An 11698-nucleotide genomic window follows, 5' to 3' on the forward strand; every position below is an offset into this window, starting at 1 on the left:
AGAGTCTCGGGAAGTGGCCTGGCAGTAACCATGGCACCAAGTGTGCACCCCCAAAGGAATACCTTCTGGAGTTATCCACAGGTATAGGCGCACCCACCCAACCCGGGGTCAGATCCGGCCCGAAGAGACCCGGTTTTTGGGCCAGATCTGACCCCGCGTTGCAGTTAGAGCCCCAGCCGGGCCACGGCTTCCTCCCGCATCTCCACCTTGCGGACCTTCCCGGACACCGTCAGGGGGAAGCTGTCCCGGACCTCCACATAGCGGGGGATCTTGTAATGCGCCAGGTGCCCGCGGCAGAACCCGGCAACGGCATCGGAGTCCAAGGGCGCTGCCCCGGGTTTGAGGATGATGCAGGCCATCAGCTCCTCGCCGTACTTTTCGTCCGGGACACCGATCACCTGCACGTCCCGTATGGCCGGGTGCGTGTAGAGGAACTCCTCGATTTCCCGCGGGTAGATGTTTTCACCGCCGCGGATCACCATGTCCTTGATCCGGCCCTCGATGATCACAAATCCTTCATCGTCCATCCGGGCCAGGTCTCCGGTGTGCATCCAGCCGTCCGCGTCGATCGCTTCGGCGGTCTTCTCCGGCTGGTTCCAGTACCCGGCCATGACCGCATAACCGCGGGTGAGCAGTTCACCGATCTGCCCGCGTTCCAGGACCTCACCGGAGGCAGGATCCACGATCTTGTTCTCCAGGTGCGGCATGGTCCGGCCCACCGTCTCCGTCCGGTGCTGCAGCGTGTCCCCCTGCCGCGTCATCGTGGAAACCGGCGACGTTTCGGTCATGCCGTAGCAGATGGCCACATCCTTCATGTTCATGTCGGAAATGACCCGGTTCATCACTTCGATGGGGCACAGCGAGCCCGCCATGACGCCGGTGCGGAGGGTGGACAGGTCGTATGAGGCGAAGTCCGGGAGGGCGAGCTCGGCGATGAACATGGTGGGCACCCCGTACAGCGAGGTGCCGCCGAAATCCTGCACGGCCTCGAGGGTGGCCGCCGGCGAGAAACCGCGGCCCGGGATAATGGTGGCCGCACCGTGGCTCAGCGCGTTCAGATTCCCGATCACCATGCCGAAGCAGTGGTAGAACGGCACCGGGATCACCACCCGGTCATGCTCGGTGTAGCCCAGCAGTTCCCCGATGGCGTAGCCGTTGTTCAGGATGTTGTGGTGGGTCAGGGTGGCACCCTTCGGGAAGCCTGTGGTGCCGGAGGTGTACTGCAGGTTGATGGGGTCGTTCGGGCTCAGTTCCGCCATCCGGGCCTTAAGTAGGGAATGCCCGACGCCGTCCGCCCTCTTCAGCAGTTCGGCGTACGTCAGTTCCGCGTCAGTGAGTGGTGTCGCGCCGTCGTCGCGCACGTCGCCTCCGGGCGCCGGGAGAAACACGAGTTCGCGCAGCCCGGGGCACTCGGCAAGCGCATGGCGGGCCATGCCCACGTAGTCGCTGTTCCGGTCAGACGGCGCCGTCACCAGCATCCGCATGCCGTTCTGCTTCACCACGAACTCGAGTTCGTGGCTGCGGTAGGCGGGGTTGACGTTGACCAGGATGGCGCCGGCCTTCGCGGTGGCATACTGCAGCAGCGTCCACTCGGCGCAGTTGGGGCTCCAGATTCCCACCCGGTCCCCTTTGGCGATGCCCACGGCGAGGAGCGCACGGGCCAGCCGGTCGACGTCGTCGTTCATCTTGGTGTAGCTCCAGCGCCGGGCGTCCGCACCCGGCACCGGCCCCGCCTCGATGAGGGCGTCGTGGTACGGAAACCGTGCCACAACCCGCTCAAAGTTCGCTCCGATGGTCTCTTCGAGCAGTGGAACGTCAGTGTCTCCGGCTGTATAAGCACGCATGGTGGCACGCTACCAACACGTCCCCGGCAAAAGAAGCATTCAGGCTGGCCCGGCGCAACAGAACCTGGGCAGGGGCAGGAGGCCGGTATTGTGAAATCCATGAGTGCACCCATCGACCTGCAGGCAACGTTCATCCCCAACGACGGCGAGTTTTTCCGCGTGAAGCTCGCCCTGGAAATCGCCATCGACGAGGTGGTGAACGAGCCGGGCTGCATCCGCTACGAACTGACGGAAGCCACCGAGGAGAAGCTGGTCCTGACCGAGCAGTGGGCCTCCGAAGAGGATCTGGACAAGCACTCCAAGGGCATCGCCGTGCAGGACCTGAACGAATCGTTGAGCGCACTGCTCGCCGAGCCGGTCAAGGTGGAACGAATCTAGCCCGGTTTAAACAAATGCGGGACCTCCCCTGTGGGAGGTCCCGCATTTGTTTGTGTCAGGAGAGATCAGGCGTCGGGGATCTGGGAGCCGTCCTGCGGCCCGGCCGGCTTGCTGGCGGCTGCGGCTTCCTCCCGCTGGCGTGCCACGTGGGCGTGGACTTCTTCCATGTCCAGAGCCTTCACGGCGTCCACCACCTGTTCGAGCTGCTGGGCGTTCAGTGCGCCGGGCTGCGAGAACACCAGCACCTTTTCGCGGAATGCCATCAGCGTGGGGATGGACGAGATGCCGGCCTCGGCGGCGAGCTGCTGCTCAGCCTCCGTGTCCACCTTGGTGAAGAGGACATCCGGGTGCTTCTCAGAGACAGCCGAGTAGGTGGGGCCAAACTGCTTGCAGGGACCGCACCATTCAGCCCAAAAATCGACCAGGACAATGTCATTGCCTTCGATGGTTGATGCGAACTGTTCACCGGTGATGTCAAGGGTAGCCATGAGTCAACGGTACGCGGGACGCCCCGTGATTGTCGCGGCTGTTCGCTGCCCGCGTCATCGGGAATAACCGGCGCCTGCTCGTATACAGCGGGTCGCTGGGGGCCTAGTCCGGGGGGTCATCAGCGTTGCCTGCCGCATCCAGGAGGGCCTATGGCCACCGTAATTTCGGCCCGGTCCTTGACCAAGAGTTTCGGCCGCCGGGAAGTGCTGCATGGCGTTGACTTCACGGTACCGGCCGGTTCCGTCTTCGGAATGATCGGTCCCAACGGTGCCGGCAAGACCACCACAATGCGCTGCCTGCTGGACATCATTCGTCCCTCAGCTGGCGAAATCAGGGTTCTGGGCAGTGATCCCCGTGCCGGCGGCCCGGAGCTGCGGCGCAGGATCGGTTACCTGCCAGGAGAGCTGTTCCTGGAGGGACGGGTGACGGGCCGCAAGCTGCTGGCCCATTACCAGGCGATCAGCGGCCCTGTCCCGCGTGGCCGGGTGGAGGAACTGGCGGAACGGCTAACGCTGGACCTGGACCGGCACACCCGCAAGCTGTCCAAGGGCAACAAGCAAAAGCTCGGCCTTGTGCAGGCCTTCATGCACCAGCCCGAACTGCTTGTGCTGGATGAGCCAACCAGCGGCCTGGACCCGCTGGTGCAGCAGGAATTCCATGCGATGGTGCGCGAGGCCCGGCACCGCGGGCAAACCATCTTCCTCAGCTCCCATGTCCTCAGCGAGGTCCAGCAGACTGCGGACACAGTTGCCATCCTCCGGGACGGACGCATCATTGCCGTCGAATCGGTCAGCGGACTGCGCGAAGGGGCCGTGCGCCGCGTCCGCCTCACGGCCACCGGCATCGGAAAGCACGACGCCGTTGCGCTGCTCAGTGGGGTTCCCGGCGTCGGGCAGGTGGAGATGCTTGAGTCCGACGGCGCTGTCACGCTGTCGGCCACATTGGAGGGTGCCATCCAGCCGCTGGTCCGGGTGCTTGCTTCGCTTGAGCTGACGGACCTTGTCCTCGACGAGCCTGACCTGGAGGAAGCGGTACTGAAGATGTACGCCGGGCCCCGGGGGGATGCCCGGTGACAACCACCCTGCCCTTGTTCCGCCGGTCCTTCTTCGACACCTGGCGCTCCACCCTCGGCTGGGCGGCCGGACTGGCAGCTGCCGCCTTCCTCTACCTGCCGCTGTACCCCTCCATCGGCGGCAGCGCTCAGATGCAGGACATGATCGATGCCCTTCCGTCCGAGATGACCAAGGCCCTCAACTACGACCAGATCGCCACCGGCCCCGGCTACACGCAGGCCACACTGTTCGGGCTGCTCGGCTTCCTGCTGATGACCATCTCGTCCGTGGCCTGGGGCGCGGCTGCCGTGGGCGGGGACGAGGAGTCCGGCCAGCTCGAGCTGACCTTGGCCCACAGTGTGAAGCGGGTCCAAGTGGTCCTTGAGCGGGCCCTCGCCCTGCTGCTGCGGGTGGCGCTCCTGGCAGGCCTGGTCTTTGTCCTGGTGCTCCTGCTCAACGGGCCGTCCCAGCTGGGCATAGAGCCAGGAAACCTGTTGGGCGCCACGGTCCTCTTCGCCGGCCTGGCCCTGCTCAGCGGCACCGCCGCCCTTTGCGCGGGCGCCGTGACCGGCCGAAGGACCTATGGACTGGCCGCCGGGGCTGCCGTCGGTGTGCTGGGATATGTCTTCAATGCCGTCGGGCGGCAGAGTAAGGACGTGGAGTGGCTGCTGAATCTCAGCCCGTACCACTGGGCCTACGGGAACTCACCGGTGGCAAACGGTGCCGACTGGGCGGCAGCCGGGTGGCTTTGGAGCCTTTCTGCCGCGCTCGTGGCGCTGGCCGCCGTCGGGCTTGAACGGCGAGACGTGGGGGCCTAGCAAACCCTCAGGGGTTGCTCCCCCAGGCGTGCGGCGCCGGAGTCCGGCTGCCCGGCAAAGCACTCGCAGCCCGCCACTCGTGGATCCATTCCGGCAGCACCAGATCCAGAGGGGGCTCGCCGAACTCCTGAAGGATGTCCTCCTGGCTGACCGGCCCTGCCTTGGTGACCAGGCGGGTGGCGATGTAGGCACGCGCGTAAATTTCGCCGTCGGACACCATCCGCTGTTCGAAGTAGATGGCTTTGGCGTCCAACCCGATGATGCGGGTCTCAATGGTGTACTGCTGCCACAGCTGCAGTGACTTACGGAAGGCGATGGTTTCAGCGGACACCACCGGTCCCCAGCCGCGCCGGCGCATCCGCTTCCACACCCCGCTGCGCACCATGAGGTCGAAACGGCCCAGGTCCATCAGCGACAGGTACATGCCGTTGTTGACGTGCAGGGCGATGTCGATGTCCGTGGGCAGGACGCGCAGGGGAAGCGATGAGTTGTCCCAGACAGTCAGCGGCTGCCGCCGGGCCGAACGGAACAGCATCAGAAGGGTTCTCAGGAGCAGGTGCATCCCCCAATGCTACCCGCCGGTAACATTGCCCGGCAGGCGGCAGGTCCGCCCGCGTAGGATTTCCTGCATGACGCAACAACGCTACCGGGACCTGGCGGACTGGCCGCTCACGGTCACTGCGCTCGTCTTCCTGGGTGCCTATGCGTGGCAGGTGATCGGCCGCGTCGAAGGCAGCGCGGCACTGTGGCTTGAGGGCGTGATGTGGGTGACGTGGGGCATCTTTGCTGTGGACTACGCAGCCAACCTTTGGCTCTCCACCGACCGGTGGGACTGGTTCGTCCGCAACCTGCACGAGCTGCTCATCGTGGCCCTGCCGCTGCTCCGCCCGCTGCGGCTCCTGCGGCTGGTGACGCTGCTGTCCGTGCTGCACCGGACACTGGGCGATACGCTCCGGGGCCGCGTGGTCACCTATGTGGCCGGTTCCGCGGCGATGCTGGTGTTCGTGGGGGCACTCGCCGTCCTGGACGTGGAGCAGTCAGCGCCGGACGCGAAGATCGTGACTTTCGGTGATGCGCTGTGGTGGGCCATGACCACCATCACCACTGTTGGCTACGGCGATATGTACCCGGTGACACCCATCGGCCGGATGGTCGCCGCCGCGCTCATGATGAGCGGCATCGCCGTCCTGGGTGTGGTCACGGCATCCATCGCGTCCTGGCTGGTCCAAAGGGTGGAGGACACCGCCGAAACCACCGCCGACGCCATGGAGGAACCGATCCGGGAGGAAGTGGCAGATCTCGTGGCCGAAATTACCTCGCTTCGCCGGGAAATTGCAGAGCTTAAGGAACAGCGCGCACTGTAGGCCGCTTCCTTGCCGGACCGGCTCCGGGGGGCAGGTATGTGCGCCCTGCTTGCGTGAGTAGCAGCTGCGGCGCCACCAAGTACCGGCCTAAAAAATTCGGGTAATTCCTACTGGTGCCGTGCCCCATGCCCGCTTCCTAGACTCGGGACTCCTAGGACCGAACACGCACTGGCGGGTCCCCCGGGTTGGCTTCCGGAGGTTCCGCTTCCTCGCGGAGCCTCCGTATTTCTGGGTATGCGGATGCCTCCATCCCGCGCTGCCTGCGCGGCCCCGGCATGTGCCTGGGCTGCCGGCACGCTGCATCTCGCTCCGTCCTGCCGGCCCGCTTCCGCGCCCGGCCGGACCGACCCCGGATGGGCCACCCATGAACGAGCCTTACCTCACTACACCTGAAGGCGAGAGCAGAAGCTTCGCCACTGACGAACCCCGCACCGACCTGACCACGGGCCGGCCGGCCATCAGCAACAGGCTGTGGGCCGGAATGGCCACCGCTGCTGTCGTAGCAGCGGTAGGCGTGGGAGCCTTGGCAGCGCCGCCGGCTTCCCTGAACCAGGGCTCCGTCAGCCAGGGCGCGACGGCGGCTGGCCAGGTTGCCGGCGCCGCGGCACCTGCCGGCGACGGCACCGCCGTCGAGGCCGGCGTCGGTGCGGTTCCCGGGCAGGAACCTGCCGCCGTCCCGGCAGCAGAAGCTCCGGCGGCAGTTGCCCCTGCGGCATCGGAACCGGCACCCGTGGAACCCGCACCGGCTCCGCCGGCCCCCGCCCCTGAACCGGCACCGGCCGGCGACCCGAACCTTTACACCGTGGTTCCCGGCGACACTGTGGGGGCCATCGCGGGCAGGCACGGCGTGGACATGAACGCCATGCTCGCCGCCAACGGCCTCAGTCCCTACAGCGTGATCGTGCCTGGCCAGACCCTTGTGCTGACCGGACCGGCAGTGGCAGCGCCCGCCCCGGCAGCTGCACCGGTGTCCGCGCCGGCCCAGGCCGCGGCTCCGGCACCCGCCCCGGCCCCCGCCTTTGTTCCGGCTGCTCCCGCCGTGCGGACCATTTATGTTGCGGGCGCCGGCGGGCAGGAAATGGTGGACGCCTGCATCGGCCCGATCCACTACACCCCGGGCGACGGATATTCGCTGTTCATCACCGAGCATGATTTCTGCGGCGGCTGGGCACGGTTCTCCGGGATCGGGGTAGGGGAAACGGTAAGCATCCCCGGCTACGGAACCTACACGGCAACGGCCCGCGGACAGGTTCCCAACCCGGGCACCACCAACGACGTACTCAACGTATTCGGAGGGTTCCCCCGCGCCATTCTGCAGACCTGCATTCCGGGCACCAGCCAGATGCTCCTGATTGCGCTGAATTGATTCCCCGCCTGCTTGCGGGGTGTTAAAGCTTGTCCGCGGGTCCGAACCTGGTAGGACGGGATCCGCGGACAAGGCCACGTGCTTGCGCTGCCGTAGTGGCGCTACACCCGATGGCGTTCTGAAATATGCTCCACCAGTTCGCCCACACGCTGCTCCGAGTAGTTGCGTGCGATGTCACCCTGGCTGATGATGCCCACCAGCTTGTGGTCGGCGATCACGGGAAGCCGCCGGACCTGGTGCTTTTCCATCATCTCGATGGCAGCGTCCACGTTGGCGTCGGCATCAATCCAGTGGGGGCGCCCGGCGGCAAGGTCCCGGGCCATCATCTGGCCGGGATCGCGGCCGGCGGCAACGCACTTGAGAACGATGTCGCGGTCGGTGATCATGCCCTTCAACTTGCCGTCATCACCACAGATCGGCAGTGATCCGCAGTCCAGGTCCATCATCATCCGGGCTGCATCCACCAGGGACTGGTTTTCCTTAATACATCGTGCATCCGTGGTCATGAATTCACGTACAGCACTCATTGAATCCTCCTTTATCGATGGATGTATCGACGCAGGGCATCGGGGCGCGTGCGCCGATAACTGCCAGACTACGCCCGGGCCGGTATGGTGTCGACGGCGATTTTGGCGCCCATGTCCCCCCGAGAATTCTCCCCGTCTGATGGACTACTCCCCCTGAAACGCCGCGGGGAATAGACCATCAGGCGGGGAGAACTGACTGCTGGCGGGGCCGTGAAGCCGGGGATAGCCAATGAAGCGGGGCGGCCCGGCCGGCATCAATGCCGGGACACGAAAAAGCCTCCGGAACCATCAGGTTCCGGAGGCTTTCCTTGGGTGGCAGATGAGGGATTCGAACCCCCGTAGGCGTTGCCAGCTGATTTACAGTCAGCCCCCTTTGGCCGCTCGGGTAATCTGCCGAACTTCACAAGAAGCTACCCTCGGCTGCAGTCTTTGGAACGTCCGTTTCCGGGCCGTTCCGCTTCCAGTAACCGCGGGCAAGACAACTTTACAGAACTTCCGCCGAAGAATCGAATCGAGTCCCGGGCGGGAGCAAAATCCCCGGAATCACGCGGAAATGTAGCCCGTCAGGCCTCGCCCAGGATCCTCCCGGCCAGCTTCGCCTCGAACCTCAGGGCCTGCTCCTCGGTGACCTGGTTCAACTGGACGGCCCGGAGCAGGTCTGCGTGCACACCTTCCAGGCGGGAGGACGCGTCCGCCACGGGACTGAAAATGATGGAGGCAGCAACTGCGGCTGCGGCCACCGATGTTGCCGCCGTTGCCACCGCCCCGGCCGCAGCGGTGGTGGTTTTCGAGACATAACTGACGGCTTTGCGGTGCATGGCGTTCCCTTCGAGCAACAATCCAACACGTACAACTCTCCCCAGCACTCCTTCGTTCCCTCCGTGCGTCCGCTGAGAGGGAACTGTGAATTCCTCCACTCCACCGGGCGGGGCATCCGTATTAGGCTTGAACGCAGTGATCCATGCCCTGTCCGCGCACAGGGCTCCCACCAGCGAAGGAGAGTCATGGCAGGCGAGTCAACGTTCGACGTCGTAAGCAAGGTAGACAAGCAGGAAGTGGCCAACGCACTGAACCAGGCGCAGAAGGAACTGGCGCAGCGCTACGACTTCAAGGGTGTAGGCGCCGAGGTGGACTTCAGCGGCGAAAAGATCCTGATGAAGGCCAACTCCGAGGAACGCGTCCTGGCCGTCCTGGACGTCCTGCAGTCCAAGCTGATCCGCCGGGGCATCTCGCTGAAGTCCCTGGACACCGGGGAGCCCTACGCCTCCGGCAAGGAATTCCGGCTGGAAGCCTCCATCAAGGAGGGCATCGCCCAGGACCTGGCCAAAAAGATCAACAAGCTCATCCGCGACGAGGCCCCCAAGTCCGTGAAGTCCCAGATCCAGGGCGACGAGCTGCGGGTGACGTCCAAGTCCCGCGATGACCTGCAGGCCACCATGGCGCTGCTGAAGGACTTCGAGGAAGCCGACCTGCAGTTCGTGAACTTCCGCAGCTAACGGCACGGCGCCGTCGTCCTTCGACGCGCAAAAAACCTGCCGCTGCACAAAGAGGCTGGCGCACCCGGAATATCGGTGGCGCCGGCCTCTTTGCGTGTCGAATAAGAGTCTCCGCACCAGGCGGGGCCTCCCTGGCGCTTAAGGCACGACGGCGGCACGCGGCTACCGCAGCGGCCCGCCGGCCATGCGCTCCAGGCGGGCGATCCTGTCCCGCATGGGCGGATGCGTGGCAAACAGCTTGTTCATCGCGCCGCCGCGGAACGGGTTGGCAATCATCAGGTGGGACGCGTTGACCAGCCGCTGGTCCTGCGGCAGCGGCGCGATACCCACGCCGCGCTCGATCTGGGCCAGGGCTGAGGCAAGCGCCAGCGGATCGCCGGTCAGCTGCGAGCCCTCCTCGTCGGCGTCGTATTCCCTGGTGCGCGAAATCGCCATCTGGATCAGGGACGCCGCGAAGGGTGCCAGCAGGGCCATGGCCAGCATGGCGAGCGGATTGGAGTTGCGCCGGTCACCGCCGAAGAACAGGAGCATCTGCCCCACCGAGGTGATGACGCCGGCGACGGCGGCCGCCACCGACGACGTGAGGATGTCCCGGTTGTAGACGTGCATGAGTTCGTGGCCCAGGACGCCGCGGAGCTCGCGCGTGTTCAGGAGCTGCACAATACCTTCCGTGCAGCAGACGGCGGCATTGCGGGGGTTGCGGCCCGTGGCGAAGGCATTCGGGCTCATGGTGGGCGACAGATAGATGCGCGGCATGGGCTGGTTGGCGCGGGCCGAAAGCTCCCGGACTATCTGGTACAGCTGCGGCGCCTGGGCCTCCATGACCGGATAGGCCTGCATGGACCGGATGGCGATCTTGTCGCTGTTCCAGTAGCCGTAGGCGGTGGTGGCCACGCCGACCAGCGCCATGATCCAGATGGGCGCGGAGCTGCGCGTGCCTGCACCTATCAATGCGCCCAGGCCCAGCAGGACCGCCCACAAGACGCCAAACAGCGCCGCTGTCTTCAGTCCGTTGTAGTGCTTGTGCACGTCTCCTCCTTGCTCACTATGGGAACGGCTTTCCGTGCAACACGGTTCCATGACGGCGTTTACTGGCGGGAAGTCCCGAGGTTAGCCAACCCTTATTGTGAGATATTCATAATAAGTGTTTCAATGGAGCCATGACGGAGCACACAGGCGGCCACGAGGACTGGGCTGGTGCCCTGCGCGCTCACGGCCGCCGGGTGACCAAGCAACGGCTCGCCGTGCTGGCCGCCGTGGAACGCCACCCCCACTCCCCCGCGGAAAGCATCCTTGCTGCGGCGCGCGCCGAGCTGCCCGAGCTGACGGCCCAGTCCGTGTACGTGGTGCTGGGCGACCTGACGGACCTGCACATGCTGCGCAGGTTCGAGCCGCCGCACTCCCCGGCCCTGTACGAAACCCGGGTGGGCGACAACCACCACCACGCCATCTGCATCAGCTGCGGCCGGGTGGAGGATGTGGACTGTGCTGTGGGCCATGCCCCCTGCCTCACGCCCCACTGGGATGAGAACGCCAAGCCGATGACCATCCAGATCGCCGATGTCATGTACCAGGGCATCTGCCAGGACTGCCAGCAGTCCCAACAACTTCCTTCCAATCGTCCCTCGCAAGAAATAGAGAAATAGGAGAACAATGACTGCCATTTCGACAACCCAGTCAGGTGCCCCCGTCACGTCCGACGCCCACTCGAAGTCAGTTGGTGCCGACGGTGCCATCATCCTGACCGACCACTACCTGGTGGAAAAGCTCGCCCAGTTCAACCGCGAGCGGGTTCCGGAGCGCGTAGTGCATGCCAAGGGCGGCGGCGCATTCGGCACGTTCAAGACCACCGAGGACATCTCGGCCTACACCAAGGCAGCCTTCCTGCAGCCCGGCGTCGAGACCGAGATGCTCATCCGCTTCTCCTCCGTCGCCGGCGAGAACGGCTCCCCGGACACCTGGCGCGATCCCCGCGGTTTCGCCGTGAAGTTCTACACCTCCGAGGGCAACTACGACCTCGTGGGCAACAACACCCCGGTGTTCTTCATCCGTGACGGCATCAAGTTCCCGGACTTCATCCACTCCCAGAAGCGGCTCCCGGGCACGCACCTGCGCGACGCCGACATGCAGTGGGACTTTTGGACCCTGTCCCCCGAGTCCGCACACCAGGTCACCTGGCTGATGGGTGACCGCGGCCTGCCCGCCTCCTGGCGTGAAATGCAGGGCTACGGCTCACACACCTACCAGTGGATCAACGCCGCAGGCGAACGCTTCTGGGTCAAGTACCACTTCAAGTCCAACCAGGGCGTGAACTCCATGACCGGCGAGCAGGCCGAAGCCCTGGCCGGCTCGGACGCGGACTTC

At 65.3% G+C, this 11698-nt stretch carries 14 protein-coding genes and 1 tRNA gene; 8 read left to right on the forward strand and 7 right to left on the reverse strand.

Annotated elements, in window-relative coordinates; translation table 11 throughout:
- Window positions 1-164: 164 nt before the first annotated feature.
- A complete protein-coding gene (locus DXK94_RS20295; RefSeq protein ID WP_115526317.1) occupies window positions 165-1844 on the reverse strand; it encodes an AMP-binding protein in 1680 nt (559 codons plus the stop codon).
- Window positions 1845-1943: 99 nt separating this feature from the next.
- Between DXK94_RS20295 and DXK94_RS20300 the strand changes: the two genes are divergently transcribed.
- A complete protein-coding gene (locus tag DXK94_RS20300) occupies window positions 1944-2222 on the forward strand; it encodes a putative quinol monooxygenase (RefSeq protein WP_079596724.1) in 279 nt (92 codons plus the stop codon).
- Between the two features lie 65 nt (window positions 2223-2287).
- Here DXK94_RS20300 and DXK94_RS20305 read toward each other — a convergent pair whose 3' ends face one another.
- Window positions 2288-2710: a co-chaperone YbbN gene (locus tag DXK94_RS20305; RefSeq protein WP_079596571.1), complete on the reverse strand. Its 423-nt coding sequence runs from the start codon at window positions 2708-2710 to the stop codon at window positions 2288-2290.
- A gap of 150 nt (window positions 2711-2860) precedes the next feature.
- On the opposite strand from DXK94_RS20305, the gene DXK94_RS20310 reads away from it, so the two are divergent.
- Together DXK94_RS20310 and DXK94_RS20315 are read left to right on the forward strand one after the other, a co-directional pair.
- The gene (locus DXK94_RS20310) at window positions 2861-3784 is read left to right on the forward strand and encodes an ABC transporter ATP-binding protein (protein ID WP_115526318.1); all 924 of its coding nucleotides are present in this window, start codon (window positions 2861-2863) and stop codon (window positions 3782-3784) included.
- The gene (locus DXK94_RS20315) at window positions 3781-4581 is read left to right on the forward strand and encodes an ABC transporter permease subunit (RefSeq protein WP_115526319.1); all 801 of its coding nucleotides are present in this window, start codon (window positions 3781-3783) and stop codon (window positions 4579-4581) included. Before DXK94_RS20310 ends, DXK94_RS20315 begins: the two co-directional genes overlap by 4 nt.
- Before the next feature lie 7 nt (window positions 4582-4588).
- On the opposite strand, the gene DXK94_RS20320 is transcribed toward DXK94_RS20315, so the two are convergent.
- Complete coding sequence (locus DXK94_RS20320; protein ID WP_115526320.1) at window positions 4589-5143, reverse strand: acyl-CoA thioesterase; 555 nt, start codon at window positions 5141-5143, stop codon at window positions 4589-4591.
- Window positions 5144-5210: 67 nt separating this feature from the next.
- Between DXK94_RS20320 and DXK94_RS20325 the strand changes: the two genes are divergently transcribed.
- Both DXK94_RS20325 and DXK94_RS20330 read left to right on the forward strand, forming a co-directional pair.
- On the forward strand, window positions 5211-5945 hold the full coding sequence (locus tag DXK94_RS20325) for a potassium channel family protein (protein WP_115526321.1): 735 nt from the start codon (window positions 5211-5213) through the stop codon (window positions 5943-5945).
- A 364-nt stretch (window positions 5946-6309) separates the two neighbouring features.
- Entirely contained in the window at window positions 6310-7311 is a 1002-nt protein-coding gene (locus tag DXK94_RS20330) for a LysM domain-containing protein (RefSeq protein ID WP_115526322.1), read from the forward strand.
- Between the two features lie 101 nt (window positions 7312-7412).
- Here DXK94_RS20330 and DXK94_RS20335 read toward each other — a convergent pair whose 3' ends face one another.
- From DXK94_RS20335 to DXK94_RS20345, 3 genes are all read right to left on the reverse strand, one after another.
- Window positions 7413-7838, reverse strand: a complete 426-nt coding sequence (locus DXK94_RS20335; protein WP_079596567.1) for a CBS domain-containing protein — start codon at window positions 7836-7838, stop codon at window positions 7413-7415.
- A 313-nt stretch (window positions 7839-8151) separates the two neighbouring features.
- A tRNA-Tyr gene (locus DXK94_RS20340) sits at window positions 8152-8233 on the reverse strand.
- Between the two features lie 168 nt (window positions 8234-8401).
- Complete coding sequence (locus tag DXK94_RS20345) at window positions 8402-8656, reverse strand: hypothetical protein (RefSeq protein WP_115526455.1); 255 nt, start codon at window positions 8654-8656, stop codon at window positions 8402-8404.
- A gap of 186 nt (window positions 8657-8842) precedes the next feature.
- Between DXK94_RS20345 and DXK94_RS20350 the strand changes: the two genes are divergently transcribed.
- The gene (locus DXK94_RS20350) at window positions 8843-9334 is read left to right on the forward strand and encodes a YajQ family cyclic di-GMP-binding protein (protein WP_079596566.1); all 492 of its coding nucleotides are present in this window, start codon (window positions 8843-8845) and stop codon (window positions 9332-9334) included.
- 162 nt (window positions 9335-9496) lie between these two features.
- Here DXK94_RS20350 and htpX read toward each other — a convergent pair whose 3' ends face one another.
- Window positions 9497-10363 carry a zinc metalloprotease HtpX gene (gene htpX / locus DXK94_RS20355; RefSeq protein WP_115526323.1) on the reverse strand — a complete coding sequence of 289 codons (867 nt, stop codon included), beginning with the start codon at window positions 10361-10363 and terminating at the stop codon, window positions 9497-9499.
- Between the two features lie 131 nt (window positions 10364-10494).
- On the opposite strand from htpX, the gene DXK94_RS20360 reads away from it, so the two are divergent.
- Window positions 10495-10980 (forward strand): Fur family transcriptional regulator, encoded by a 486-nt coding sequence (locus DXK94_RS20360; protein WP_079596564.1) that lies wholly within the window; start codon window positions 10495-10497, stop codon window positions 10978-10980.
- A 7-nt stretch (window positions 10981-10987) separates the two neighbouring features.
- A partial coding sequence (locus DXK94_RS21765; RefSeq protein ID WP_258868644.1) for a catalase occupies window positions 10988-11698 on the forward strand: 711 nt, incomplete at its 3' end.

Source organism: Arthrobacter sp. RT-1 (assembly GCF_003367205.1).
Classification (GTDB): Bacteria; Actinomycetota; Actinomycetes; order Actinomycetales; family Micrococcaceae; genus Arthrobacter.

What these genes read in the sequence shown, in the direction of transcription:
- DXK94_RS20295 (WP_115526317.1), bottom strand. Translation starts at nt 1,844, where the DNA reads ATGCGTGCTTATACAGCCGGAGACACTGACGTTCCACTGCTCGAAGAG.
- DXK94_RS20300 (WP_079596724.1), top strand. Translation starts at nt 1,944, where the DNA reads ATGAGTGCACCCATCGACCTGCAGGCAACGTTCATCCCCAACGACGGC.
- DXK94_RS20305 (WP_079596571.1), bottom strand. Translation starts at nt 2,710, where the DNA reads ATGGCTACCCTTGACATCACCGGTGAACAGTTCGCATCAACCATCGAA.
- DXK94_RS20310 (WP_115526318.1), top strand. Translation starts at nt 2,861, where the DNA reads ATGGCCACCGTAATTTCGGCCCGGTCCTTGACCAAGAGTTTCGGCCGC.
- DXK94_RS20320 (WP_115526320.1), bottom strand. Translation starts at nt 5,143, where the DNA reads ATGCACCTGCTCCTGAGAACCCTTCTGATGCTGTTCCGTTCGGCCCGG.
- DXK94_RS20325 (WP_115526321.1), top strand. Translation starts at nt 5,211, where the DNA reads ATGACGCAACAACGCTACCGGGACCTGGCGGACTGGCCGCTCACGGTC.
- DXK94_RS20330 (WP_115526322.1), top strand. Translation starts at nt 6,310, where the DNA reads ATGAACGAGCCTTACCTCACTACACCTGAAGGCGAGAGCAGAAGCTTC.
- DXK94_RS20335 (WP_079596567.1), bottom strand. Translation starts at nt 7,838, where the DNA reads ATGAGTGCTGTACGTGAATTCATGACCACGGATGCACGATGTATTAAG.
- DXK94_RS20345 (WP_115526455.1), bottom strand. Translation starts at nt 8,656, where the DNA reads ATGCACCGCAAAGCCGTCAGTTATGTCTCGAAAACCACCACCGCTGCG.
- DXK94_RS20350 (WP_079596566.1), top strand. Translation starts at nt 8,843, where the DNA reads ATGGCAGGCGAGTCAACGTTCGACGTCGTAAGCAAGGTAGACAAGCAG.
- DXK94_RS20360 (WP_079596564.1), top strand. Translation starts at nt 10,495, where the DNA reads ATGACGGAGCACACAGGCGGCCACGAGGACTGGGCTGGTGCCCTGCGC.